General features: G+C 59.6%; 24 protein-coding genes. 11 read left to right on the top strand and 13 right to left on the bottom strand.

Translation table 11 applies throughout. The annotated features are described in order from the left end of the window. Window positions 1-2 precede the first annotated feature (2 nt). Window positions 3-455 (top strand): GNAT family N-acetyltransferase, encoded by a 453-nt coding sequence (locus tag JZX89_RS08760; RefSeq protein WP_207133821.1) that lies wholly within the window; start codon window positions 3-5, stop codon window positions 453-455. A 3-nt stretch (window positions 456-458) separates the two neighbouring features. Here JZX89_RS08760 and clpS read toward each other — a convergent pair whose 3' ends face one another. Further along, window positions 459-770, bottom strand: coding sequence for an ATP-dependent Clp protease adapter ClpS (gene clpS / locus JZX89_RS08755; RefSeq protein ID WP_207133820.1), 312 nt, complete (start codon window positions 768-770; stop codon window positions 459-461). Between the two features lie 238 nt (window positions 771-1,008). Between clpS and ychF the strand changes: the two genes are divergently transcribed. The 4 genes from ychF to JZX89_RS08735 all read left to right on the top strand — a co-directional run bounded on the left by ychF (window position 1,009) and on the right by JZX89_RS08735 (window position 4,062). After that, window positions 1,009-2,112 (top strand): redox-regulated ATPase YchF, encoded by a 1,104-nt coding sequence (ychF, locus tag JZX89_RS08750; protein ID WP_207133819.1) that lies wholly within the window; start codon window positions 1,009-1,011, stop codon window positions 2,110-2,112. Between the two features lie 314 nt (window positions 2,113-2,426). Next, window positions 2,427-2,900 (top strand): MaoC family dehydratase, encoded by a 474-nt coding sequence (locus tag JZX89_RS08745; RefSeq protein WP_149900042.1) that lies wholly within the window; start codon window positions 2,427-2,429, stop codon window positions 2,898-2,900. Further along, on the top strand, window positions 2,897-3,364 hold the full coding sequence (locus JZX89_RS08740; protein WP_153514968.1) for a MaoC family dehydratase: 468 nt from the start codon (window positions 2,897-2,899) through the stop codon (window positions 3,362-3,364). Before JZX89_RS08745 ends, JZX89_RS08740 begins: the two co-directional genes overlap by 4 nt. Before the next feature lie 62 nt (window positions 3,365-3,426). Next, window positions 3,427-4,062, top strand: coding sequence for a class I SAM-dependent methyltransferase (locus JZX89_RS08735; protein ID WP_207133818.1), 636 nt, complete (start codon window positions 3,427-3,429; stop codon window positions 4,060-4,062). Between the two features lie 14 nt (window positions 4,063-4,076). Here JZX89_RS08735 and JZX89_RS08730 read toward each other — a convergent pair whose 3' ends face one another. The 4 genes from JZX89_RS08730 to petA all read right to left on the bottom strand — a co-directional run bounded on the left by JZX89_RS08730 (window position 4,077) and on the right by petA (window position 7,662). Beyond that, window positions 4,077-4,619, bottom strand: coding sequence for an adenine phosphoribosyltransferase (locus tag JZX89_RS08730; RefSeq protein ID WP_045019026.1), 543 nt, complete (start codon window positions 4,617-4,619; stop codon window positions 4,077-4,079). Between the two features lie 235 nt (window positions 4,620-4,854). Further along, complete coding sequence (locus JZX89_RS08725) at window positions 4,855-5,763, bottom strand: cytochrome c1 (protein ID WP_149900039.1); 909 nt, start codon at window positions 5,761-5,763, stop codon at window positions 4,855-4,857. 22 nt (window positions 5,764-5,785) lie between these two features. After that, entirely contained in the window at window positions 5,786-7,069 is a 1,284-nt protein-coding gene (locus JZX89_RS08720) for a cytochrome b (RefSeq protein ID WP_149900038.1), read from the bottom strand. A gap of 14 nt (window positions 7,070-7,083) precedes the next feature. After that, complete coding sequence (gene petA, locus JZX89_RS08715; protein WP_149900037.1) at window positions 7,084-7,662, bottom strand: ubiquinol-cytochrome c reductase iron-sulfur subunit; 579 nt, start codon at window positions 7,660-7,662, stop codon at window positions 7,084-7,086. Window positions 7,663-7,970: 308 nt separating this feature from the next. Here petA and JZX89_RS08710 point away from each other — a divergent pair, with 308 nt between their 5' ends. Then, complete coding sequence (locus tag JZX89_RS08710) at window positions 7,971-8,903, top strand: endonuclease/exonuclease/phosphatase family protein (RefSeq protein ID WP_207133817.1); 933 nt, start codon at window positions 7,971-7,973, stop codon at window positions 8,901-8,903. Between the two features lie 74 nt (window positions 8,904-8,977). Here JZX89_RS08710 and JZX89_RS08705 read toward each other — a convergent pair whose 3' ends face one another. From JZX89_RS08705 to JZX89_RS08690, 4 genes are all read right to left on the bottom strand, one after another. Next, on the bottom strand, window positions 8,978-10,891 hold the full coding sequence (locus JZX89_RS08705; RefSeq protein ID WP_207133816.1) for a methyl-accepting chemotaxis protein: 1,914 nt from the start codon (window positions 10,889-10,891) through the stop codon (window positions 8,978-8,980). Between the two features lie 199 nt (window positions 10,892-11,090). Continuing rightward, window positions 11,091-12,956: an ABC transporter ATP-binding protein gene (locus tag JZX89_RS08700; protein ID WP_149900295.1), complete on the bottom strand. Its 1,866-nt coding sequence runs from the start codon at window positions 12,954-12,956 to the stop codon at window positions 11,091-11,093. Between the two features lie 123 nt (window positions 12,957-13,079). Further along, window positions 13,080-14,930, bottom strand: coding sequence for an ABC transporter ATP-binding protein (locus JZX89_RS08695; protein ID WP_149900034.1), 1,851 nt, complete (start codon window positions 14,928-14,930; stop codon window positions 13,080-13,082). A 379-nt stretch (window positions 14,931-15,309) separates the two neighbouring features. Next, window positions 15,310-16,185 (bottom strand): phosphodiesterase, encoded by an 876-nt coding sequence (locus tag JZX89_RS08690; protein WP_142840382.1) that lies wholly within the window; start codon window positions 16,183-16,185, stop codon window positions 15,310-15,312. A gap of 234 nt (window positions 16,186-16,419) precedes the next feature. On the opposite strand from JZX89_RS08690, the gene JZX89_RS08685 reads away from it, so the two are divergent. Both JZX89_RS08685 and JZX89_RS08680 read left to right on the top strand, forming a co-directional pair. Beyond that, a complete protein-coding gene (locus JZX89_RS08685) occupies window positions 16,420-16,881 on the top strand; it encodes a tRNA (cytidine(34)-2'-O)-methyltransferase (RefSeq protein WP_207133815.1) in 462 nt (153 codons plus the stop codon). A gap of 174 nt (window positions 16,882-17,055) precedes the next feature. Beyond that, complete coding sequence (locus JZX89_RS08680; protein ID WP_207133814.1) at window positions 17,056-18,708, top strand: Na/Pi cotransporter family protein; 1,653 nt, start codon at window positions 17,056-17,058, stop codon at window positions 18,706-18,708. A 13-nt stretch (window positions 18,709-18,721) separates the two neighbouring features. Here JZX89_RS08680 and JZX89_RS08675 read toward each other — a convergent pair whose 3' ends face one another. Beyond that, a complete protein-coding gene (locus tag JZX89_RS08675) occupies window positions 18,722-18,997 on the bottom strand; it encodes a hypothetical protein (RefSeq protein WP_149900030.1) in 276 nt (91 codons plus the stop codon). Window positions 18,998-19,228: 231 nt separating this feature from the next. On the opposite strand from JZX89_RS08675, the gene hemF reads away from it, so the two are divergent. The 3 genes from hemF (at window position 19,229) to JZX89_RS08660 (ending at window position 20,848) form a co-directional block, all read left to right on the top strand. Further along, window positions 19,229-20,140 (top strand): oxygen-dependent coproporphyrinogen oxidase, encoded by a 912-nt coding sequence (hemF, locus tag JZX89_RS08670; protein WP_207133813.1) that lies wholly within the window; start codon window positions 19,229-19,231, stop codon window positions 20,138-20,140. A 122-nt stretch (window positions 20,141-20,262) separates the two neighbouring features. Continuing rightward, window positions 20,263-20,529: a hypothetical protein gene (locus tag JZX89_RS08665; RefSeq protein ID WP_207133812.1), complete on the top strand. Its 267-nt coding sequence runs from the start codon at window positions 20,263-20,265 to the stop codon at window positions 20,527-20,529. Window positions 20,530-20,662: 133 nt separating this feature from the next. Continuing rightward, window positions 20,663-20,848 (top strand): DUF1059 domain-containing protein, encoded by a 186-nt coding sequence (locus tag JZX89_RS08660; RefSeq protein ID WP_046797940.1) that lies wholly within the window; start codon window positions 20,663-20,665, stop codon window positions 20,846-20,848. A 26-nt stretch (window positions 20,849-20,874) separates the two neighbouring features. On the opposite strand, the gene JZX89_RS08655 is transcribed toward JZX89_RS08660, so the two are convergent. Genes JZX89_RS08655 through JZX89_RS08645 form a run of 3 tightly spaced genes read right to left on the bottom strand, consistent with a single transcriptional unit; the run spans window position 20,875 to window position 23,392 of the window. Beyond that, complete coding sequence (locus tag JZX89_RS08655; protein ID WP_207133811.1) at window positions 20,875-22,131, bottom strand: CCA tRNA nucleotidyltransferase; 1,257 nt, start codon at window positions 22,129-22,131, stop codon at window positions 20,875-20,877. Then, window positions 22,128-22,766 (bottom strand): NUDIX hydrolase, encoded by a 639-nt coding sequence (locus tag JZX89_RS08650; protein ID WP_207133810.1) that lies wholly within the window; start codon window positions 22,764-22,766, stop codon window positions 22,128-22,130. Before JZX89_RS08650 ends, JZX89_RS08655 begins: the two co-directional genes overlap by 4 nt. Then, on the bottom strand, window positions 22,763-23,392 hold the full coding sequence (locus JZX89_RS08645) for a DUF1285 domain-containing protein (protein ID WP_207133809.1): 630 nt from the start codon (window positions 23,390-23,392) through the stop codon (window positions 22,763-22,765). Before JZX89_RS08645 ends, JZX89_RS08650 begins: the two co-directional genes overlap by 4 nt. Window positions 23,393-23,472 lie beyond the last annotated feature (80 nt).

The following is a 23,472-nucleotide window of genomic DNA, read 5'->3' as shown; positions in this document are numbered from 1 at the left end:
GAATGCCTTCAGAGACCATTGTCCTGCGCGAAGCCGGTCCCGGCGATCTGCCTGGCCTGCTGGAACTTTACCGGGCGCTCAATCCATCCGACCCCGAATTGACGGCGCAAGAGGCTGGTGCGCCCTTCACCGCCATGCTTGAGCAATCCGGCCTGACGGTGTTTTTGGCAATGCATGACGGAAAACCGGTTGCGACCGCTACGCTTCTGGTTGTTCCAAACCTGACGCGTGCCGCCCGCCCCTATGCCCTCATCGAAAATGTCGTGACGCTGGAGGCCCAGCGCGGTCGGGGATATGGCCGCATGGTCGTGCGCCATGCCATCGAGGCCGCTTTCACGGCAAACTGTTACAAGGTCATGCTGCTGACGGGCCGCGACGACCCCGCGGTTCATGCCTTTTACGAAAGCTGCGGTTTTGCGCAGAACAAGACCGGCTTTCAGATCCGGCAGGATTAATATTCACTCTTCCGGTTCCGTGGTGAACATCAGTGGAAACCCAGCCTCCTTGCCAAGATCGGTCGCTTCCCTGGCCTTGGTCTCGGCGATGTCGCGCTCACAGACGACAACCACCACGCTGCCGAAGCGATGCGCCGTCATCATCACCCGATGGCCGGTCTCCTCGCTCATGCGAAAGACGGCCTTCAGCACCACGGTGACAAAGTCGCGCGGCGTATAGTCGTCATTCAGCAGCATGACCTTGTAGAGCTTCGGCCGCTCCAGCTTCGGTTTGACTTTCGGTTTCGGTTTGAGATCGACAGGACTGTCACTCATGATTGTCGCTCATCATGGTCGTTCACGGGGAAAATCCCCTTGGCTAGCGAAAGATCGTTTGATCCACTTATATTGCGCCGCAACCGTACCATCGACAAGCCCGGTGCGGCGCTCGCGCGAAATTCCGACCCATTCGCAGGGCTTTGCCGGCCCAAATCGGCCCGCGGGCTTGACCTTGCCCTGCCCTTTCCGCAAAAGGCTCCTCAACGAATTCTTTCAAACGGACAGGTTTCAAGCCATGGGCTTTAAATGCGGTATCGTCGGGCTGCCGAATGTCGGCAAGTCCACCCTCTTCAACGCGCTGACGAAAACGGCTGCCGCACAGGCTGCCAACTATCCCTTCTGCACCATCGAGCCGAATACCGGCGAAGTTGCGGTGCCTGATCCGCGTATGCAGCAGCTTGCGGCCATCGCCGGTTCTAAGGAAATCATCCCGACCCGCATCTCCTTCGTGGACATTGCCGGCCTGGTGCGCGGCGCATCGAAGGGTGAAGGTCTCGGCAACAAGTTCCTCGCCAACATCCGCGAAGTCGATGCCGTCTTACATGTACTGCGCTGCTTCGAAGACGACGATATCACCCACGTGGAAGGCCGCATCAATCCTGTCGGCGATGCCGACACGATCGAGACCGAACTGATGCTCGCCGACCTCGAAAGCCTGGAGCGCCGCGTCGAGCAGACCCGCAAGCGCGCCAGCAGCAAGGACAAGGAATCCCTCGCCCAGCTGCCCGTGATGGAAGCCGTCATCGCGCTGCTGAACGACGGAAAGCCGGCACGTCTGCTTTTGAAGTCGCTGGCGGCCGAGGAGATCGAAATCCTCAAGGGCCTCAATCTGTTGACATCGCACCCGGTCCTCTATGTCTGCAACGTCTCGGAAGCCGACGCATCCTCCGGTAACGAGCACACTGAGGCCGTCGCAGCGATGGCAAAGCAGCAGGGCGCGGAATGCGTGATCATCTCGGCGGCGATCGAAGCCGAAGTCGCGCAGCTTCCGGCCGATGAAGCCGAGGAATTTCTCTCGGCGCTTGGCCTTACCGAAGCTGGTCTCGACCGGCTGATCCGTGCCGGCTATCACCTGCTCGACCTCATCACCTATTTCACCGTCGGCCCGAAGGAAACGCGCGCCTGGACGATCGTGCGCGGCACCAAAGCCCCCGCCGCCGCCGGCGTCATCCATACCGATTTCGAACGCGGCTTCATCCGCGCCTTCACCATCGGCTTTGACGACTACATCGCCTACAAGGGCGAAGTGGGCGCCAAGGAAGCCGGCAAGGGGCGCGACGAAGGCAAGGAATATGTCGTCCAGGACGGCGACGTCATTCACTTCCGCTTCAATACCTGATCTGGTTTGGAGCCCGTCTGGGGGATAGATCGCTTCTTTGAAGCCTTGATCGAAGGGGCGCCGGCCTTACCGCCCGTTTCTTCTCCCCGCCGGGGAGAAGGTGGCCCGAAGGGTCGGATGAGGGGGCAAGCTCTCCGTATATCTCGACCCTCGCCCCCTCATCCCGCTGCCGCGGACTTCTCCCCGGCGGGGAGAAGAAACGGGCCTCACCCGCTCGCCATCCCTCCATCGCATCACACCTTCGATTTGACCTTTACGTAAACGGAAAAATCATCTTAGATGCGCCAACCTTGACTGTGCGAAGGGAGGACGCCATGACGCCGGTCGCGACTTATGCCTATGAGGATTTCCCCGTCGGACGGGAATTTCCCCTCGGACCGCAATCGATTTCGGCCGAGCAGATCATTGCTTTCGCCAGCGAATTCGACCCTCAACCCATGCATCTTTCCGAAGAAGCCGGCCGCCAGAGCATTCTCGGCGGGCTGGCGGCATCAGGCTGGCACACCTGCAGCCTGCTAATGCGGATGATGGCGGATAGCTACATCGGCAACTCGACTTCGCAGGGCAGCCCCGGCATCGATTACGTCGACTGGAAAAAGCCGGTTCTGGCGGGCGACACGCTATCAGGAAAATCCATCGTTCTGGAACAGCGCCCTTCCGGCTCACGCCCCGGCATCGGCCTCGTGAAATTCCGCCACGAGCTTTTTAACCAGCGCGGCGTGCTGGTATCGCACGGCGAAAACACCGTCATGTTCCTGATGCGGGCAAATGGAGGCCTTGCAGCATGAGACTGGCAGAACTTTCCCCGATCGGCGAACGCGTGACCCTTGATACGCTGCATTTTTCCGCCGAAGACATCATTCGCTTCGCCCGCGATTTTGATCCGCAGCCTTTCCATCTCGATGCCGAGGCCGCCAGAGACAGCGTTTTCGGCGGCCTCTGTGCCTCCGGCTGGCACACGGGCGCGGGCTGGATGAAGTGTTTCCTGTCCCATTGGGCAAAAGAGGTAAAGAGGCTGAAACAGCAAGGCCTTGAGCCACCACGGCTCGGCCCCTCGCCGGGTTTTCGAGAGCTCAAATGGAAGAAGCCGGTGTTCGCCGGTGATGATGTGACCTATTTCGTCACCCTGCTCGATACCCGCCCGCTGGAATCCCGCGCCGGCGTCTGGCTCAACACCACCTTCAACGAAGGTGTGAACCAGTCGGGAGAGACGGTCCTGACCTTCCGCAGCGGGGTTCTGGAGTTCGAATAGGCACTGGCCCCTATCACGCCGCCGCGATAGCTTTCAGCAGGAATCGCGGCGGGCCGGTAAATATGGATGATATTCTCAAGGGTTATGCCCAGGCAGCAACGCCCGACCTGATTTCCAGATTTGACAATCTCGACTGCGGGGCGATTTACGCACCCGTCATCGACCTGCTGCCGACGACACCCTCCCGGATCGCAGATATTGGCAGCGGCACCGGCCGGGACGCGGCATGGTTTGCCGCGCAGGGCCATGACGTTCTTGCCGTCGAGCCGGTCGGAAAGCTTCGGGAACCCGGCATGCAATTGCATTCATCGGAGAGAATAACGTGGCTGGATGACAGTTTGCCCGCGCTGACAAAGGCTCGCCGCTATGGCACCTTCGATCTAGTTGTCCTGTGCGGCGTCTGGCACCACGTTGATCACGATGCAAGGCGGGCTGCGATGGAAAGCCTCTCGGCGATGACGGCGACAGGCGGATTGCTCATCATGTCGCTGCGTCATGGTCCGGCGCCCGAGGGCCGTCGCGCCTTTGCCATTTCCCCGACGGAAACCATAAACGAGGCCGCCCGTCTTGGCTTCACGTTAATCCGGGAAGCGGAGGTCGGTTCCATTCAGGCCGGGAACCGCGCTCTGGGCGTTTACTGGACATGGATTGCCTTACGAAAAACCGGCGGGACGAGCGGGCTACCGCAGCAGCCCTGACCACTATTTCTGCCTCAATGGCCGGAAAACTCCACCAGCGTCCGTACCTCCACGCCAAGGTCCTCCAGCTTCTTGCGGCCACCAAGATCGGGCAGATCGATAACAAAGCAGGCGGAGACGATATCCGCGCCCATCTGCCGCAAAAGCTTGACTGCGCCTTCGGCGGTGCCGCCAGTCGCAATCAGATCATCGACCAGAATGACCTTCTCGCCGGGCTGCACGGCGTCCACATGCATTTCCATCTCGTCCACGCCATATTCCAGACTGTAGGCAACCCGTACCGTGGTGTGTGGCAGCTTGCCCTTCTTGCGGATCGGCACGAAACCGGCGGAAAGCTGATGCGCCACCGCCCCGCCCAGAATGAAGCCGCGTGCTTCCATGCCGGCAATCTTGTCGATCTTCGTTCCCGCATAGGGCTGCACAAGCTCGTCCACCGCCCGGCGGAAAGCGCGCGGATTGCCGAGCAATGTGGTGATGTCCCGAAAGATGATGCCCGGCTTCGGATAGTCGGGAATGGAACGGATGGCAGCGGAAAGCTCCGAAGCGATAACGGTCATGGTATTTCCATTTGGTATGGGAATGATCAGAGGGTTCGGGCCACCCTATCAACTTGATGGCGGCGGACCAACAAAAAAGGACCGCGACCGTCGGCCATCATCTGTTGGTAAAGAACCTCGACAGCCTAGGTCGCGTGAACTGCGATCGGATAACAGTTCCTTTGTCCGACAGGCCATAAAAAAGCCCCCACGGAAGACCGTGGAGGCCGTTGATTGGCCGGCAACTGGATGCGGCTCAATGTTCCTTGCGGGCGTAGACCGATTTCTTGGTGAGATAGATCAGTGCCGTGAAGATGAACAGGAACACCATGACCATGAAGCCGGTGCGCTTGCGCTGTTCCAGATGCGGCTCAGCAGCCCACATCAGAAAGGCGGACACGTCCTTGGAATATTGATCCACCGTCTGCGGCGCACCGTCGTCGTATGTCACCTGATCGGCGCTGATCGGCGGCGCCATCTTCAAGGAAGGACCGCTGACGAAATACGGGTTGAAGTGCGTGCCTTCCGGCACCTGGTAGTCCGAACCATCCGAGTTTTTGATACCCGTCGGCGCATCCTGATATCCGGTCAGCAGCGCATGGATATAATCCGGGCCGCCCTCCTGATAACCGCCGATGATCGGGATCATGTCGATGATGAATTGCGGGAAACCACGCTCCACACCTCGCGCCTTGGCAAGCAGCGACATGTCGGGCGGTGCCGCCCCGCCATTGGCGGCGGCTGCCGCCTCATGGTTCGGGAACGGCGAAGGGAAATGATCGGAAGGCACAGCCTTGCGATTATACATTTCGCCATCGGCGTTCGGGCCGTCCTGCACTTCATATTCGGCAGCGAAAGCCTTCACCTGATCTTCCGAATAACCGAAATCTCCCAGCGTGCGGAAGGAAACAAGGCTCATCGAATGGCAGGCGGAGCAGACTTCCTTATAGACCTTGAGACCGCGCTGCAGCTGGCCCTTGTCGTATTTGCCGAAAGGTCCGGCAAAGGACCAGCTTTGCTCCTCGGGCTTGATGACCGGGAAGTGACTGCCGACAATAGCATGTTCGGTCTTGGTGGCGAGGTCATGGCTTTCCTCCGCCGCAAAAGCGGCGGCGGAACAGCCAATGGCGGCGATAAGCGCGATGCTCGTGAGAAGCGTCTTCATTGTCGTCATCCTTCCTTCGCGCTCAGATCTGGGCGGCCGCTGGCGCGGCACCCTTCTTGGCGGCGTTCTTTTCAAGAACGGCCTCGGTAATCGAATTCGGAATACGCCGCGGCGTTTCGACCAGACCGAGGATCGGCATGATGACGAGGAAGAACCCGAAATAGTACAGCGTGCCGATCTGCGACATGACGACATAGAGGCCTTCCGCAGGACGTGAACCCAGCCAGCCGAGCAGGATGGCGTTGACCACGAAAATCCAGAAGAACAACTTGTACCACGGACGATAGACGGCAGAGCGAACCTTCGACGTATCGAGCCAGGGCAGGAAGAACAGCACGATGATCGCCCCGAACATGACGAGAACGCCACCGAGCTTGGAATCGATCGGCCCGACATTGAAGGTGATGGCGCGCAGCATCGCGTAGAACGGCAGGTAATACCATTCCGGCACGATATGCGCCGGCGTCGAGAGCGGATTGGCCATGATGTAGTTATCAGGGTGGCCGAGGAAGTTCGGCATGTAGAAGATGAACCAGGCATAGGCGATGAGGAACACCGAAACGCCGAGCGCATCCTTCAGCGTCGCATAGGGCGTGAAGGGAACCGTATCGGTCTTGCTCTTCACTTCCACACCGGTCGGGTTGGTCTGGCCGGTCACATGCAACGCCCACACGTGCAGGATGACGACACCCGCGATCATGAAGGGCAGCAGATAGTGAAGCGCGAAGAAGCGGTTGAGCGTTGGATTATCCACCGCAAAGCCGCCGAGCAGGAACTGTTGGATCCATTCACCAATCAGCGGGAAAGCCGTGAAGAAGCCGGTGATAACGGTCGCGCCCCAGAAGGACATCTGGCCCCAGGGAAGCACGTAGCCCATGAAGCCCGTCGCCATCATCAGCAGATAGATCACGCAGCCGAGAATCCAGAGGATTTCGCGTGGCGCCTTGTAGGACCCGTAATAAAGACCACGGGCAATGTGCAGATAGACCGCGATGAAGAAGAACGACGCGCCGTTGGCGTGCATATAACGCAGCAGCCAGCCGTGGTTGACGTCACGCATGATCTTTTCGACGGAGTTGAAGGCAACCGTCGTTTCAGCGGCATAATGCATGGCAAGCACGACGCCGGTAAGGATCTGCACGATCAGCATGACGGAAAGCATCGCACCGAAGGTGTAGGCGTAGTTCAGGTTACGCGGGACAGGATAGGCAACGAAGCTGTCATAGATCAAGCGCGGCAAGGGAAGCCGCGAATCGATCCACCTCTCGATGCCGGTGGACGGCTGATAACTGGAATGGCCACTCATAAATATCTGTCCCCTTATCCGATCTTGATCACGGTATCGGATGTGAATGCAAATGTCGGGATGGCGAGGTTCTGCGGCGCCGGGCCCTTACGAATGCGGCCCGCCGTATCGTAGTGCGAGCCATGGCAGGGACAGAACCACCCGCCGAAATCGCCGGCCTGGCCGAGCGGAACGCAACCGAGATGGGTGCAGGAACCGATCATGACGATCCAGTTCTCTTTGCCCTCACCGGCGGAACGGTCGATATCCGTCGCCTGCGCTTCGGCGGCAATGTTGGCATTGCGCGCCACCGGATCCTTGAGGTCGCCGAGAGCGACCGCCTTGGCTTCATCGATTTCCTTTTCCGTGCGGTTGCGGATGAAAATCGGCTTGCCGCGCCACTTCACGGTGAGCGACATGCCCGGCTCGACCGCCGCGACATTCACTTCGATGGAAGCGAGCGCCAGCGTCGATGCATCGGGACGCATCTGGTCGATGAACGGCCATGCGACTGCAGCAGCGCCAACGGCGCCCGTCATTCCGGTTACTAGATAAAGAAAATCGCGACGGGTCGGTTCACCCGAGGCGTCGTGATTGGTTACGTGCTCGCTCACCGCTACACCATCCTCTGCGCTGTTTTTGCCGTAAATCGCATGAGTCCTCCCGCTATGATTTGATCCAGGACAAACTCCGTCCCATCGTCCTGGACACAACTGCGGCATCAAGAAACCGCGTCAATGTGTTTGATCGCAAAATATTGACTGACTTGGCAAGAGCAAAGCACACAAAGCTGCCGTAATTCTGCCTGAGCGGGCCGATTTGTTTCGCATTTTTCGCGGGCCTTGGCAGGCGGGCAACATTGTGCCCGCCTGTGCCCCATGTTACGAGACGCACAGGGAGAGCTTGGAAAGCAGGGATTCGGATGACGGCGAAGCTCGCTTGCATGGTCTCCACGATGGTGGCTGCCGTTCTTTTCATCGCCAGCCTGCGTTATGTGACGGATTTCTGGCTTCTCGCCTTCGTCACAAGTTTCCAGCTCCACATCGCCATTGTCTGTATCCTGTTGTCGTGCCTCGTCTTTTGGTTCACGCGCGACGCCGTTTCCGCCCTGCTCGTGGTCTGGTCGCTGGCACTTGCCATCCATGCCATCGCCATGCTGATGGAATTCTCCACATCCGCCAACCCGGCATCGGATGCGAGGCCCTTCCGGCTTTTGTCCTTCAACGTGCTGATGGACAATGGCGTCAATGCGGATGCGATTGCCGACACCATTCTCGAATCAGGCGCGGATGCTGTCTATCTGTTCGAGGCGGCGGCGCTGCAATCGGTTCTGCCACGGCTTGAGCAAACCTATCCCCACAGGCTCGGCTGTTATACCGGAACGCCCACCTGCGACCTTTTGATCCTGTCGAAACGGCCATTGCTGGAAGGCCATTTCCACAGCCTCAGCGATCTGCGCCGCGACCGTTTCGCCATCGCCAGCGTCGATTTCGATGGCACGGAGCTGACGCTTGCCGCCGGTCACATCACCAAACCCTATTTCGACGATTATCATGCACATGAGCTGGACGAGATCAGCGAAATCCTGTTCCGCGTCACAGGGCCGCTCATTCTGGCGGGCGACTTCAATTCGGCGAGCATCGCCCCCGACATGCGCGCTTTTCTTGCCGCCAACGACCTGAAGAAAGCACCATGGGAACCCGCCACATGGCCAACGGAGGCAGGCCGCTTCGGCATCGCCATCGACCACATCTTCGCCCGTGAACCGGCAACCCTGATGAAGACCACCCGCCTGCCAGACAGCCTCGGCTCCAATCATTACGGACTGATGGCGGATTTCATGATCGGCCGGTAACACCAGACGCCCTGCCATACGAAAACGGCGGCCGGAAGCCGCCGTCCTTGTTTTGCCAGGCCGCAGAGCGCGGATCAGAACTCGGACCATTCCTGTGCCGACGCGGCCTGTCGTCCACCACCGAAGGCGGCAGCGATTTTTTGCCCCATGGCGCGTGCCGGCGAAGGCTGCGGAACCGAGGCCGGACCGGCCACAAGAATGTTTTCCCCCGCCCCCCGTAATGTGAACTGCGAAAGCAGCACGTTGAGGGCGCCCGCCTGCGAAGCGAGGCTGCCGCTGGCAGCCGTCGTCTGTTCCACCATGGCTGCGTTTTTCTGGGTACCCTGGTCCATCAGGTTCACGGCGGAACTGATTTCCGAAAGGCCGGTCGACTGTTCACGCGTCGAGACAACGATGGACGCAACGTGGCGGTTGATTTCCCGCACCTCGTTGACAATCCCTTCAAGCGCCTCCCCCGTCTTGCCGACCAGCGACACCCCTTCGCGCACCTGCTCGCCGGAACGGTTGATGAGAACCTTGATCTCCTTGGCGGCATTGGCCGAACGCTGCGCCAGTTCGCGCACCTCCTGCGCCACGACGGCGAACCCCTTGCCGGCATCGCCTGCCCGGGCAGCCTCCACACCGGCGTTCAGTGCAAGAAGGTTGGTCTGGAATGCAATCTCATCGATGACGCTGATGATATTGCTGATCTCATTGGCGGATTTTTCGATATCCTGCACCGCCAGAACCGTGCGCGTAACGATCTGGCCGGACATTTCGGCACTTTCCCGCGCTCGCTCCACGATCCGGCCGGCTTCGGCGGCGCGATGGGCCGAATCCTTCACCGCCGTCGTCACCTGTTCCAGCGCCGCCGCCGTTTCTTCGACGGAAGATGCCTGCTGTTCTGTGCGGCGGGAAAGATCGCCTGCCGCCGCCAGAATTTCGCCGGCGCCCGCATCGATGACCCGGGCATTTTCACCGACCGAGCGCAGCGCCGCCTGCAGCGTCGCGACCGATTCGTTGAAATCGCCGCGCAAACCATCCAGCCGCTCGGCAAAGGCGATATCCAGACGACAGGTCATGTCGCCCTGCGAGAGTTTCTTCAGCCCGGCGCCCAGATTTTCAACCGCGAAACGGATTTCTTCCGCTTCCCGCGTTTTCTGTGCTTCGTGCTCGATCCGCTCCTGCTCGCTGAGGCTGCGATTGGCCTCGGTTTCCCGCTCCAGACGCTCGCGTTCGATGGCATTGTCGCGGAATACGGCAACGGCCGCGGCCATTTCACCGATCTCGTTTTTGCGGCCGGAATGTGGAATGGCACTCTCATTATCGCCAGCAGCCAACCCGTTCATGGCGCGAGTGATGTCATTGATCGGGCGCGAGATACGCTGGAAACTGAAAACCGCAGCGGCAAGCGCAACGGCAGCGGCAACAAGCATGCCGCCAAGCGACATGAAGAAGGCAAAATCACCCGCCGCCTCTGCCGCCTGTTGGTCCGCCAGACCGCGCTCGCGATTGTCCTCGATCATCTCTTTCATCAGCACACCCGCCGCGTTGCCCACCGGCGTCATCTTGGCGACCTGCGCCCGGGCGGCGTCGACATCGCCGGTGACGATGATTTTTTTCAGCTCCGCGCCCATGGCCTCGTAATTTGTGACCATTCCATTCAGGCGCTGGAATTTTTCAATCGTTGCAGGCAGCTGCAATTGCGCACCATAGGCATCAAACGCCTCGGCGCGCTCCTGCTGGGATTTGAGGATGCGCTGGAACATGGCATTCCGCGCCTCCGGCGTTGCCGCGTTCATCGCCACCAGATAGTTGCGACGAATATCGCTTAGCCTGTCGCTCAGATCGGCGATGATGAGCGAACGCTCCATACGCCGAACGATGTTGCCGGCCTGTTGCTCCATCTCACCGATGGACCGCATGCTTGCGGCCCCCTGGGCGATGGAAAAGAGAACTGTGATGCCGAACAATGCCGGCAGAAGAATACGAATTCTAAAAATATGCATTGTTCTCGATCCACAAAAAAATGAGCGCGTTCCTCCCGCGGTCCTTTTTTTGCATGCACCGATAAACAAGAGCTTACCGCCCTGTTATAAATTTCAGGTTGAATAAATCTTTTTCATTCGTGTGTTTTTTCAGATATTAGCAACCAATGATTTCATATTTGTGCATATTGAATAGCCAGCCCGGTCGCAGAGCGCAGTCTCAGACGGTCTCCTCGGCAGCGAGAAAACCACCCGATTGCCGTGCCCAAAGCTCCGAATAAAGTCCACCCTGCGAGACCAGATCGGAATGCGTGCCCTGCTCGACGATGCGGCCCTGATCCATCACGATCAACCGGTCCAGCGCGGCGATGGTCGACAGGCGGTGGGCGATGGCCAGCACCGTCTTGCCCTGCATCAGTTCATCCAGATTACTCTGGATCGCCGCCTCCACCTCCGAATCGAGCGCCGAGGTCGCCTCGTCGAGCACGAGGATCGGCGCGTCCTTCAGCATCACGCGGGCGATGGCGATGCGCTGGCGCTGGCCGCCGGAGAGTTTCACGCCACGTTCGCCAACATGGGCGTCGAAACCGGTGCGGCCGCGCTGGTCTTCCAGCCTCTCGATGAAATCATCCGCCTTGGCCCGCCGCGTCGCCTCACGCAACTGCGCTTCGGTGGCATCCATGCGGCCGAACATGATGTTGTCGCGGATGGAGCGGTGCAAAAGCGACGTATCCTGCGTGACCATGCCGATATGGGCGCGCAGCGATTCCTGCGTCACTCTGGCGATATCCTGCCCGTCGATCAGGATGCGGCCTTTCTCGACATCGTAAAACCGCAGCAGCAGGTTGACGAGGGTGGATTTGCCCGCGCCGGAACGCCCGACGATGCCGACCTTCTCCCCCGCCTCGATATCGAGATTGAGATTGTCGATGACACCGTTCGCCCGCCCATAATGGAAGCTGACATTGTCGAAACGTATGCTCGGCCGTTTCACTTCCAGCGCGGCCGCATCCGGCGCATCGACAAGGCCGATCGGCTGCGAGATCAACTCGGCGGCATTCTGCACCGTGCCGAAATTGCGCATGATGCCGTTGAACTGCGTCATCAAGCGGCCGAGCAGGAAGTTGAGGCGCAGCACCAGCGCCAGCGTGAAGGCCACCGCACCGGAACTGATCCTGCCTGATAGCCATAGATCGATGCACAGCGCCGCCATGGAGGTGATCATCACCCCTGACAGCAGCGCCATGGAGGCGCGCACGCCGGTGATGAACCGGGTAAAGGTCATGGTGGCGTTCTGGAAGATGTCGAAACCCTGCCGCATGTAGCGATCATTGGCGTCATCGCGGCCGAAAAGCCGGAGCGTCTGGATATTGCTATAGGCATCCACCATGCGGCCGGAGAGCATCGAGGCGGCTTCCGCCGTCTCTTTCGAATGGTATCGAATGCGCGGCACGAAATAACGCGCCAGCGCCGAAAAGATCAGCACCCAGACCAGCACGACGACGGCCAGCCGCCAGTCCAGCCCGCCGATCAGAAACAGCATCGAGACGGAATAAATGCCGACGAACCAGACGCTTTCCATCAGCGAGGTAACGAGATCGCCCGCCGCCTGCCCGCCCGACCAGACTTTGGTGACGATGCGGCCGGAAAAATCGTTCTGGAAAAAGGAAAGCGATTGCCGCGCCACATGCATGTAGGACTGCCAGCGCACCAGATTGTAAAAGCCGGGCGTGATGATCTGCTGGTCCACCAGCGCCGTAATCATGGTGACGATGAAACGCACGACGCCGATCAACACCAGCATGCCCACCAGCTCGCCGCCATGGGTGGAAAGCAGTCCCGCCCAGCCTTCTCCCGGCTTCACGGTCGAGAGAATATCCACCAGCCGCCCGACAAACCAGAACAGCGCCGCCTCGATGGCCGCCGTCAGCCCGCCCAGCACCAGCATGGCGAAAAACGGCGCCTTGGCCTGCGAGATGTAAAACCAGATGAAAGCGAATGTGTTGTCAGGCGGCCGCAAATCGTCCTTGCGGGCGAAGGGCTTTATCCAGTTCTCGAAAAACTCGAAGATGCGGGTAATGACCATCATCGGGATATAGGCGGATTCCCGTTGCCGGAACAGCCGCAGAGCGTTGGGGAAGAGATTATATTTCGGTAACGTTCGGGAAATGAAAAAGGGCGGGGAGTGTTCCCCGCCCTTATGCTTTTTTTATTCCGCGGCCACTTCCGCGTCATGGTCGGCGATGAAGCCGCCGGACTGGCGCCGCCACAGATCGGCATAGATGCCGCCCATCGCCGCCAGTTCCGCATGGCTGCCCGCCTCGACGATCTGGCCCTTGTCGAGGATGATGAGCCGATCCATTTCCGTCAGCGTCGAAAGGCGGTGGGCAATCGCAATCACCGTCTTGCCTTCCATCAGCGAGAACAGGTTCTCCTGGATCGCCGCCTCAACTTCGGAGTCGAGCGCCGAGGTCGCCTCGTCCAGCACCAGGATCGGCGCGTTCTTGAGGAAGACACGGGCGATCGCGATACGCTGGCGCTGGCCGCCGGAGAGTTTTACGCCGCGCTCGCCCACCTGGGCATCGAGGCCCTGTCGGCCATGCATATCGACCAGCGTTTCCACGAAGTCCCAGGCATTTGCCCGCTTCGCCGCCGCGATCACCTGCTCGTCGGTGGCCTCGGGATGGCCATAGGCGATGTTGTCGCGGATCGAGCGGTGCAGCAGCGACGTATCCTGCGTCACCACGCCGATCAACTCGCGCAGGCTGTCCTGCGACACCTTGGAGATGTCCTGCCCGTCGATGGTGATCCTGCCCGCTTCCAGATCATAGAAGCGCAAAAGCAGGTTCATCAGCGTCGTCTTGCCAGCGCCTGAGCGACCGACGAGACCAACCTTCTCGCCCGGCTTGATATCGAGCGTCAGCCCGTCGATCACGCCCTTGTTCTTGCCGTAGTGGAAGCGGACGTTATCATAACGGATGGCGCCCTGCGGTGCCGCAAGCTGCGGCGCCTTCGGAGCATCGACGATATCATGCGGCTTCGTCATCATCGACATGCCGTCATAGACCGTGCCGATATTTTCAAACAGCGACGTGACTTCCCACATGATCCACTGCGACATGCCGTTGACGCGCATGGCAAGGCTGATGGCGATGGCGACCGAGCCGGCCGTCACCGAACCCTGCATCCAGAAATAGAGACCAAGCGAGGCCGTGGAAAACAGCACCACCGCATTATTGAGGTCGATCAGGATGTTGAAGGCGGAAATCTTGCGCATCTGGCGGTGAACGGTGCCCAGAAACACATTCATGCCCTCACGCGCATATCGCTCCTCGCGCCCCGCATGGGAAAACAGCTTGATCGTCGAGATGTTGGTGTAACTGTCGACGATCCGCCCCGTCATCAGCGAGCGTGCATCGGCCTGTTCCTGCGCCAGCCGGCCAAGTTTCGGCACGAAATAGGCGAGGATACCCATATAGATGCCGAGCCATGCCAGAAGCGGAATGACCAGCCGCCAGTCGGCCGCCGCCACCATGAACAGCATCGAAACGACGAAGCTGATGGCGTAGACGAAAACATCGATCACCTTCAGCGCCACTTCGCGGATCGCCAGTGCCGTCTGCATCACCTTGGTCGAAACCCGGCCCGCAAATTCGTTGGCAAAGAAGTTCATGGAGTGACGCAGCAGGAAACGATGCATCTTCCAGCGCGCGATCATGCCGAAATTGCCGGCCAGCGTCTGGTGCATCGTCATGGTGTGGATCGCACCCATCAACGGCAGCAGGAAGAGCACCAGCCCGGCCATGACGATCAGATGCCAGCCCTCATCGGCAAAAAACGTCGCGCGATCGGCGGTGGAAAGCCAGTCAACGATACTGCCGAGGAATTTGTAGAGCATGGCTTCCGCAATGGCGATGCCCATGGACATCAGGCCAAGCAGCAGCAGCCACGGCCATGCGGGCTTCACATAATGCCACAGGAACGGCAACAGCGTCTTCGGCGGCACATCGGGCGTCGAAGAAGGAAAAGGATCGAGGCGTTTTTCAAACCAGCCAAACATAGGCCAAGCTCCGGCAATCAATCGCCCCATCGAAAGGTGAGCAAACGCAAATGTGGCTCACGACGGAACGGAAAAGTCTTTGGATATGGCCGTGACAGCCACATGACGAATCGAGAAATGGGAAACGCGGTCAAACCGCGGGGTAACACCTAAGCCAGCAGCGGCACTACTGGGGCCGGGAGGCGAAAGCGAATGTCAATATCCATGAGAACCTCCCTAGCTGGTGTTGAAGATGTGGCCTTGTAGCGCAAAAAATAATCAATGACCAGTCGGAAAGATGCTGGATGCGCCAGAAAACTTCCGATTGTGTCGAACATAACAAAATGGGCGGATTTACCCGCAAAGGTTTCCGCCCATCACTCAACCTGGATATGTCGTCTTATTCAGCTGCGTCCTGCGCCTGCCCGCTCTCATATTCCGTAACAAGCTCAACCATGCCGGCCTGCGTATGACGCTTGAGTTCCCGGCGATCGCTGGGCTGTGGCGCGAAGGTGACGGTCAGACCGGTATCCCGCACCGTGCCGATGGCGAAAGATGCACCGGACAGCATGCGTACACCCTCATGCAGCCACAGTGGGTCGGTAGCGAAATGCTGGCCGATGCCGACGACAACGGGAATACCCTGCCAGTGCGACATGCGATCATAGTGGATATGGCCTGCCAGAATGCCCATGACGTCGTGTTCGAACAGTACCTCGTCCAGCGCCTCGGTATCGTCGAAGGACAGGGATTCCCACTCTGCATCGGGACGGTCGAAATCGAGCGCCGGCGCATGGTGCATCACCAGAAGCTTCGGCAGATCGGGATGGTTTTCGAGTTCCTCCTCGAGCCATTCAATCTGGCCTGGTTCGAAGGCGCCCCCGACCTTGCCGGGAACGCTGGTATCCATGACGATGACATGGATATCCGAAATCACCTGCGAATGGTCGTAGGGCGCATCCAGATCTTCGTGCCGGCCAAGCATCACGGGATAAAAACCGTCGCGACGGTCATGATTGCCAAGAGCGAAAAGCACCGGCACATCCAGTTCCGCCTCAGCCATCAGGCGCTTGAGTTCTTCATAGCTGCCGGCATCGCCCCGGTTGGTCAGATCACCGCTGACGACGATGAATTCCGGCGGCGGCACCAGCGCCTTAATCTGCGTGAGCGTGGCGGACAACGTGGCCGAGGTCTCGGAGTAAAGATCATCATCCTGCACCTGAGGATTGCCGATATGCAGATCGGTCAGATGGACAAAATTCACCCGTTCGGACATGTCGTCCTCCTGTTGTTGCGTGCAGAAAATCCGGCTCTAAAAGTATCGTGACGGCCACGTCCGCTGTTGCGGGCAGGCCTGACGATGTGCTGATGAATGGGTAGCCGCCCTGTGTGTCACGCGAATGAATATCCGCCCGGCAACGGCACCGGAAAGGGACTTTTTGTGCCGCATCTGTTGCCCGGCCCCCGCTCGTGATAATCGGGCAGACACGCCAACCGCAATGAGAAGACCATGCCCGAAATCAGAATCGCCCTTTATCAGCCCGATATTCCCGGCAATACCGGCACCATTCTGCGATTGGCCGCCTGCCTTGGCCTCGGGGTCGATATCATCGAGCCGGCCGGCTTCGATATTTCCGACCGCAATCTGAAACGCGCTGGCATGGATTATATTGCCGCGGCGGCGCTGATGCGCCATGTCAGCTGGGAGCGCTTCGAGGAATGGCGGGCAACCACTGGCCGCCGCCTTGTTCTCGCCTCCACGAAGGCCGCCCTGCCCTATACTGACATCAGCTACCGCAGCGATGATATCCTGCTCTTTGGCCGGGAAAGTGCCGGCGTGCCAGACCACGTGCATGACAAGGCGGATGAGCGAATCATCATCCCCATGGTGGCCGGACAACGCTCCATCAACGTCGCCATGTCGGCGGCAATGATCACCGGCGAGGCCCTGCGCCAGACGGCATGGGCCTGACCTGTCATCTTTGTAGCCATTTTTGCAGGCAAACATAAAGATTGACCAATTTTACCGCGAAACTGTCGCAACCCGGCCTGTACCGAAGGCGTTTACGCTCCTATACTGATTAGCCGGGCAATTAAAAATCGCCCTCGCCGGGACAATCCGCCGGCGGGTGTGAGGAGACGTCGCATGCAATCCACCATTGTCATCGTCAACCTTCTCGGCGCGGTCGCGCTGCTGCTTTTCGGCTTGACGCAGGTCAAGGACGGCGTCACCCGCGCTTTCGGCATGAAACTCAGAAGCGTGCTGGCCACCGGCACTCAGAACGGCCCGCGTTCGTTCTTTTCCGGCTTCTTCGCCACCGTCGCACTTCAAAGCTCGACGGCAACGGCACTCACCGTCGCCTCCTTCGCCGAACGTGACCTCATCAAACCGCGCATGGCGCAGGTGGTGCTGCTTGGCGCCAATGTCGGCACTGCCGTCACCGCCTGGATTGTGGCGGCCGGCGTGGAATGGCTGTCGCCGCTTCTGATCCTTTCCGGCATCATTCTCAAAAAAGGCAACTCCAACGCCAGACAGGGCGGCGGAACGGCGGTTATCGGCATCGGCCTCATGCTTCTGTCGCTGCATCTTTTGAGCGGCGCCACCGAACCGATGCGTGCCTCGCCCGCCCTTGGTGTTTTCATCGGCCTGCTGGACGGCGCATGGCCCGTCGCGCTGATCTTTTCCGCCGTGCTTGCCTTCGTTTCCTCTTCCAGCCTCGCCGTCGTGGTGCTGATCCTGTCGCTGGCCGCCACCGGCACGCTGTCAGCCGGCCTCATCATTGTTCTCATTCTCGGCGCCAATCTCGGCGGCGCCATTCCGCCCGTCATCGCCACACTCTCCGGCCCCGCCTCTGCACGGCGCATCACCATCGGCAACCTCGTGGTGCGCACCATCGGCTGCCTCATCGCCATGCCGCTCGCCTCTTACGGCGCAACGTATTTGCAACAATTGCCGCTTTCGCCCGCCAAGTTGCCGGTCGATGCGCATCTCATCTTCAACGTTATTCTGGCAGCTGTCGCCTGGCCTTTCTCCGGGCTCATATCCGACCTGATGGCAAAGCTGGTGCCGGGCGATCCGAAGGCTGAAGATGGCCCAAATTTCCTCGACCAGCAGGCGCTTGATATGCCGGTCGTCGCGCTTGCCAACGCCACGCGCGAGGTCCTGAGCGTCGGTGACAGCATAGAGCGCATGCTGATCCGCGCCGAAAACGCCTTCAAGCACAATGATCTCGCACCGCTTCAGGAAGTTTCGCTCCTCGAAACCAAAGTGGATCGCCGTCAGCAGGAGGTGAAGGTCTATCTTTCGCAATTGGGGCGCAGGGGGCTTTCCGACGAGGAAGCCCGCCGTTCGATCGCCATCATCGATTATGCGATCAATCTCGAACATATCGGCGATATCATCGAAAAAGGCATCTGCGAGCAGATCCGCAAGAAAGTGCTGAACAGCTTCAAGTTTTCCGATGACGGTTATGAGGAGTTGAAGACCCTGTTCGACATGACCATCGAGAACCTGCGCGCTGCCCAGAGCATTCTGGTCACCGGCGATTTCGATCTCGCCCGCCGGCTGATGGAAAGCAAGGTGGACATCCGCCGCCTCGAGAAACAGTCCTCCAATCGCCATCTGGAGCGGCTGCGCGACGGGTTGGCGGAAAGCATGCAGACCAGCTCCCTGCACCTCGACATGCTGCGGGATCTGAAGCGCATCAACGCCCATATCGTAACGGTGGCCCACCCCATTCTGGATGAAAGCGGCGTGCTGATCGAAAGCCGCCTGCGTTACGCCGAGCCGCGTGCCTGAGCATTTCTAAAGTTCAATCGGCCGAGGGCAAACGCCGCATGGTGAATTCGATGCGGTCGCCTTCCAGCTGCCGCCAGCTTTCCACTTCCGTCCAATAGGCGGCCTTGGGAAAGCTGTCGAACCATTCGCGCGCCTTGGCGCGGGCCTCTTCACGCTCAAGACAGAAGGTCTGCCGCACGAACATGCCGTCACGTTTTTGTTCACCGCCGGCGCTTTCGCGTTCCCTGCGGTGATTGGCAATCCTGCGCTTCAGCCCGTCGAGGGGCGGCGGTCCGGCAAATTTCGTCATGATATTCACCTCTGGCACCTACATCGATAAAGATAGTGTCCGCATGTGAACTTGGCGAGTCGAATTTGTGCATGAAGCCGGCACCTGCTAGACGCGACGGGGAATCGACTTCACCTAGAGCGTTTCCGCTTTTCTTCGAATCGCGAAAACGCTCTAGCTCTTTATTTTTACGCATTGTCCTGACGGAAAAGCGATGCCGCTTTTCCTGGAAATGCTCTAAGGAGACTATGCATGGAACGGCCAATCTTGCCGAAGGGCTTGCCCGAGGACATCGAAGACAAGAAGGCCGTTGCCCAAGCCTGGTTCCAGCATCTGCGCGACACCATCGTCACCTCCTTCGAAACGCTCGAAAACGACCTGACCGGCCCGCTGTCGGATCAGGAGCCCGGTCGTTTCGTGCAGAAGGACTGGCTGCGTGACAATGGCGAAGGCGGCGGCGGCAAGATGTCGATGATGGAAGGCCGCGTCTTCGAAAAGGTCGGCGTGCACACTTCCACCGTCTATGGCGAGTTCTCGCCGGAATTCCGCCAGCAGATACCGGGCGCGGAAGAAGACCCGCGCTTCTGGGCCTCGGGCATTTCGCTGATCGCCCATCCGGTCAATCCCAATGTCCCGGCCGTGCACATGAACACCCGCATGGTCGTCACCACCAGCCACTGGTTCGGCGGCGGTGCGGATCTGACACCCGTACTGGGCCGCAGACGGACGCAGGAGGACGCAGATACCCAGCTGTTCCACCGCGCCTTCGAGATCACCTGCAACCGCCATCCGGTCGCCGATTATCCGCGATACAAGACTTGGTGCGACGACTACTTCTTCCTGAAGCATCGCAATGAAGCCCGGGGTATCGGCGGCATCTTTTTCGACTGGCTGCATCCGGACGAAGAAAAGGGTGGCTGGGACGCCAATTTCGCCTTCGTGCAGGATGTCGGCCGCGCCTTCAACCTCGTCTATCCGAAAATCGTCCGCGCCAACTTCAACCAGCCATGGACGGAAGAGGACCGCGACGAGCAGCTTATCCGCCGCGGCCGCTACGTGGAATTCAACCTGCTTTACGACCGCGGCACCATCTTCGGCCTGAAGACCGGCGGCAATGTCGAATCGATCCTGTCGTCTCTGCCGCCGGTGGTGCGCTGGCCTTAAAAAACCTCACGCAAATTTGACGCTCATCAGCCAATTTGTCGCAAATAGCGCAAATTAGGACTTATGGAAAAATCAAGGCAGTGGTAGTCTCCTCCCGCAGACGTACTGGAGGAGCTATCGTCATGATTACTTCGAACAGCATGCCTATTTCTGCTGCCCCCGAGGCAGCACCGCAATCCATCGATACCCCCGAATTGATCGACCGCCTGGCAGCGGAAATGCGTGCCACGGGCGATCGCGAACTGCCGCATTCCTTTTATGTCGAACAGGTAAAGCGCACCCTTGCCGGAAAAACGGTGAAGCGTGCGGACAATGACGAAATGCCTCGTACAAAAATTCCGGCAGCAAGCACATCCTCTGTTTTCCAGTGCTGGGCAATGCCAGAATAGGGGCCAGAATAGAGACCCGAACAGGGTCGAAGGGCGCCGCTCTGGAACATAAGCGGCGACCATTCGTTTCTTGGCAGAGGGACAGCATGTTCTTTCAATGCTGTCCCTCACTCGAAACAGGGAGGTAAAACCAATGAGACTGTTTGAATGTGGAACGCTCGTGCCCGGCTGTGCCTGGCATACACGCGCCGATGACGACGCCGAAGTTGTCCGCCGCACGGTGGAACATATGCGCTCGGCCCATGGCGAAACCACGATCCGCGAAAATATGATCGACAATATCAAGGCCCGCATCCGCGACGAGGCAAATGCGGCTTAGGCCGAACCGCCGTCATCGCTGCGGTCTCAATTCTCCAGCATGGTTTTCATCCGGGCGGTCAGCGCTGCCCGGTCCAGCGAGAAATTGACGTCGATCCACTTTTCCTCGAGGCTTTTCAGCACCTCGCCCACCTTCGGGCCAGCCTCGACGCCGGCGGCCATCACATCCGCACCGCTCAACGGAAATCCCGGTTTTTTGAATTTTTCCGCTCTCGTCAGCAGCGTCGACAGACGCGCCACTTTCTGCATCGCCGCATCACCCGCAGAGACGTCGGCGCGGGCCGAGGCAAGCGCGATCTTCAGCCGCGTCCTCACACCCTCGACACCCTGGCGATACAGCAGTCGGTCAAGCGCCGTCTCCTTCATTTCAGGGTCGATCACCGGGGCGGAAGCCCAATGCGCAAGATATCCCGCCTCAGCCTTCGAAAGCCTCAGCCGCGTCGCAAGTGCCGCCAACCTGTCCTTGTCGGGCGGCACGATGGCGGCAAGCCGCAGCATCGGGTCCACAGCCCAGCCGAGGGACTGCTCCGTCGCCACCAGCCCATGAATGGCATCAATGCCCCATTTTTCCGTTTCGGGCAGAATTTCCGCCAGCACGCCCGATTGCCGCATCCACAGCAGGGCGCGGGAAGGGTCGCGGGCGGAAAGCAGTTTTTTCGTCTCGCTCCAGACGCGTTCGGCCGAAAGCGTCCCAAGCTTGTCCTTGGCCCGCGCACTCGCACGCAAGCCATCGGCATCGGGCCGGCCTGAACCATAATGGGCAAAAAAGCGGAAAAACCGCAGGATACGAAGGTAATCTTCCGCAATCCGCATCGCCGCATCACCGATGAAGCGCACCGTGCCGGTTTCCACATCGGGAAGGCCATCGATAAGGTCGATGATCTCACCCTTTTCGTTGGCATAAAGGGCGTTGATGGTGAGGTCTCGCCGCTCGGCATCGGTCTGCCAGTCGGTGCCGAAAGCCACCTGCGCATGGCGGCCATTGGTCTCGACATCGCGGCGCAAAGTCGTGACTTCAAAGCCTTCGCCATCGATCACCAGCGTCACCGTGCCGTGCTCGATGCCGGTTGGCACCGCCTTAATTCCAGCTGCTTTCGCTCGCTGAACAACCACATCGGGGGTAAGCGTCGTTGCCATGTCGACATCGACGACCGGCAGATCCATCAGCGCATTGCGCACCGCGCCGCCGACGATCCGCACCTCGCCGCCATCGGCATTCAGAAGCGTAAAGATGCGCTTCAGCGCCGGTTTTTCGAACCAGTCCTGCCCGGCAAGGCTATTCATGTATAAAACCTCTCGTAAATCGTCCGCACGATGCCCGCCGTAATGCCCCAAATGTAGCGCTCGCCATAGGGCATTTCGTAGAAAAACCGCTCCTTCCCCTGAAAGATGCGGCTGCCGCGCCCGTGATTGGCCGGGTCCATCAGAAAGGACAGCGGCACCTCGAAAACCTCATCCACCTCAGTGGGATTGAGCGTCAAATCAAAGCCGGGGCGGACGACTGACAGCACCGGCTTGATGCGAAAACCCGTCCCGGAAATATAATCCGGCAGCCGTCCGACCGTTTCCACGAAAGAACGCGACAGGCCGATCTCCTCTTCGGTCTCGCGCAGCGCTGCCTCTTCCGGCGTGCGGTCCTCGGCATCGATGCCGCCGCCCGGAAAGGAAATCTGGCCTGAATGCTGGCGCAGGGTTGCCGTGCGCTGGGTGAAGATCACCCGCGCATCGTTGCCATCGTCGATAACCGGTATCAGCACGGCGGCGTCCTTCAGCCGGATGCCGTTGCCAGACAGCACCACGCCCGGATTGAGGATATGGTCGCCATTTTCCCGCTCGGCCACGCCCTCACCTTCCTGCAGCACCCGGCGGCGGAAATCGGTGGCGGTAAAAGCCTTGAGGCTCGTTGTCGTCATGTTCATTGCGAAAGCCGTTCCAGTTCCTTGGCGGGCATCACCGGAAAGATCACCCCGCCCGACCGCACGGCGAACATGTCGACGCCATCCACGTCGATCACCTCGCCCAGCGCCACGAGATCATACATCACCGCCCGCGAGACGAGAGCCTCCAGCCGGCCACGCACCAGAAGATAGGGTTTCAATTCGCGGTTCTCACCGAAAACCTCAAAGCGCAGAGGGTGCTCCGGCCCCGCCTCCACCACGTCGCCGACATTGGTGCGGAAGGTCAGCAGCGGTTCGCCATCCGCCTCTCCCGTCGTCACCTTCATTTCCACGGCGACGAAAGGCGCATCCACCACGCGGATGCCGACTTTTTCCACAGGAGTTACGAGGTAGGTCTTGCCGTCTTCATCCTTGCGCAGAACCGTGGAAAACAGCCGCACCAGCGGCGCTCTGCCGATGGGCGTGCCGAGGTAGAACCATGTGCCATCGGCGCGGATTTCCATGTCGAGATCGCCGCAAAAAGGTGGATTCCAGCGTTCCACCGGGGCTGGCCCGCGTTTGGCGTCGCCGCTCTGCTCGGAGGCGCGGGAAATCATCGCCGCCAGCCCCGCCGCATCATCAGCCGAATTTATCGTCTCCGCTGCCATATTCGAGTCTCGCTTTGCCGATAAGGAAATACTAAGTCACGACATAGTCATTCGAATGGCGCTTGTCAGCGGCCAAGAGA

Source organism: Agrobacterium burrii (assembly GCF_017313405.1).
Classification (GTDB): domain Bacteria; phylum Pseudomonadota; class Alphaproteobacteria; order Rhizobiales; family Rhizobiaceae; genus Agrobacterium; species Agrobacterium burrii.
The sequence above is the reverse complement of the archived record's forward strand: the minus strand, read 5'-3'. Positions and strand labels throughout refer to the sequence as shown.

Excerpts from the sequence above, each read along its gene's own strand:
- JZX89_RS08705 (WP_207133816.1), bottom strand. The coding sequence starts at position 10,891 with ATGCATATTTTTAGAATTCGTATTCTTCTGCCGGCATTGTTCGGCATC.
- JZX89_RS08735 (WP_207133818.1), top strand. The coding sequence starts at position 3,427 with ATGGATGATATTCTCAAGGGTTATGCCCAGGCAGCAACGCCCGACCTG.
- JZX89_RS08695 (WP_149900034.1), bottom strand. The coding sequence starts at position 14,930 with ATGTTTGGCTGGTTTGAAAAACGCCTCGATCCTTTTCCTTCTTCGACG.
- JZX89_RS08760 (WP_207133821.1), top strand. The coding sequence starts at position 3 with ATGCCTTCAGAGACCATTGTCCTGCGCGAAGCCGGTCCCGGCGATCTG.
- JZX89_RS08730 (WP_045019026.1), bottom strand. The coding sequence starts at position 4,619 with ATGACCGTTATCGCTTCGGAGCTTTCCGCTGCCATCCGTTCCATTCCC.
- JZX89_RS08685 (WP_207133815.1), top strand. The coding sequence starts at position 16,420 with ATGCCCGAAATCAGAATCGCCCTTTATCAGCCCGATATTCCCGGCAAT.
- JZX89_RS08650 (WP_207133810.1), bottom strand. The coding sequence starts at position 22,766 with ATGAACATGACGACAACGAGCCTCAAGGCTTTTACCGCCACCGATTTC.
- ychF (WP_207133819.1), top strand. The coding sequence starts at position 1,009 with ATGGGCTTTAAATGCGGTATCGTCGGGCTGCCGAATGTCGGCAAGTCC.
- JZX89_RS08680 (WP_207133814.1), top strand. The coding sequence starts at position 17,056 with ATGCAATCCACCATTGTCATCGTCAACCTTCTCGGCGCGGTCGCGCTG.
- JZX89_RS08675 (WP_149900030.1), bottom strand. The coding sequence starts at position 18,997 with ATGACGAAATTTGCCGGACCGCCGCCCCTCGACGGGCTGAAGCGCAGG.
- JZX89_RS08740 (WP_153514968.1), top strand. The coding sequence starts at position 2,897 with ATGAGACTGGCAGAACTTTCCCCGATCGGCGAACGCGTGACCCTTGAT.
- JZX89_RS08720 (WP_149900038.1), bottom strand. The coding sequence starts at position 7,069 with ATGAGTGGCCATTCCAGTTATCAGCCGTCCACCGGCATCGAGAGGTGG.
- JZX89_RS08655 (WP_207133811.1), bottom strand. The coding sequence starts at position 22,131 with ATGAATAGCCTTGCCGGGCAGGACTGGTTCGAAAAACCGGCGCTGAAG.
- JZX89_RS08700 (WP_149900295.1), bottom strand. The coding sequence starts at position 12,956 with ATGGTCATTACCCGCATCTTCGAGTTTTTCGAGAACTGGATAAAGCCC.
- JZX89_RS08645 (WP_207133809.1), bottom strand. The coding sequence starts at position 23,392 with ATGGCAGCGGAGACGATAAATTCGGCTGATGATGCGGCGGGGCTGGCG.
- JZX89_RS08745 (WP_149900042.1), top strand. The coding sequence starts at position 2,427 with ATGACGCCGGTCGCGACTTATGCCTATGAGGATTTCCCCGTCGGACGG.
- JZX89_RS08660 (WP_046797940.1), top strand. The coding sequence starts at position 20,663 with ATGAGACTGTTTGAATGTGGAACGCTCGTGCCCGGCTGTGCCTGGCAT.
- JZX89_RS08665 (WP_207133812.1), top strand. The coding sequence starts at position 20,263 with ATGATTACTTCGAACAGCATGCCTATTTCTGCTGCCCCCGAGGCAGCA.
- JZX89_RS08710 (WP_207133817.1), top strand. The coding sequence starts at position 7,971 with ATGACGGCGAAGCTCGCTTGCATGGTCTCCACGATGGTGGCTGCCGTT.
- JZX89_RS08725 (WP_149900039.1), bottom strand. The coding sequence starts at position 5,763 with ATGAAGACGCTTCTCACGAGCATCGCGCTTATCGCCGCCATTGGCTGT.
- hemF (WP_207133813.1), top strand. The coding sequence starts at position 19,229 with ATGGAACGGCCAATCTTGCCGAAGGGCTTGCCCGAGGACATCGAAGAC.
- clpS (WP_207133820.1), bottom strand. The coding sequence starts at position 770 with ATGAGTGACAGTCCTGTCGATCTCAAACCGAAACCGAAAGTCAAACCG.
- JZX89_RS08690 (WP_142840382.1), bottom strand. The coding sequence starts at position 16,185 with ATGTCCGAACGGGTGAATTTTGTCCATCTGACCGATCTGCATATCGGC.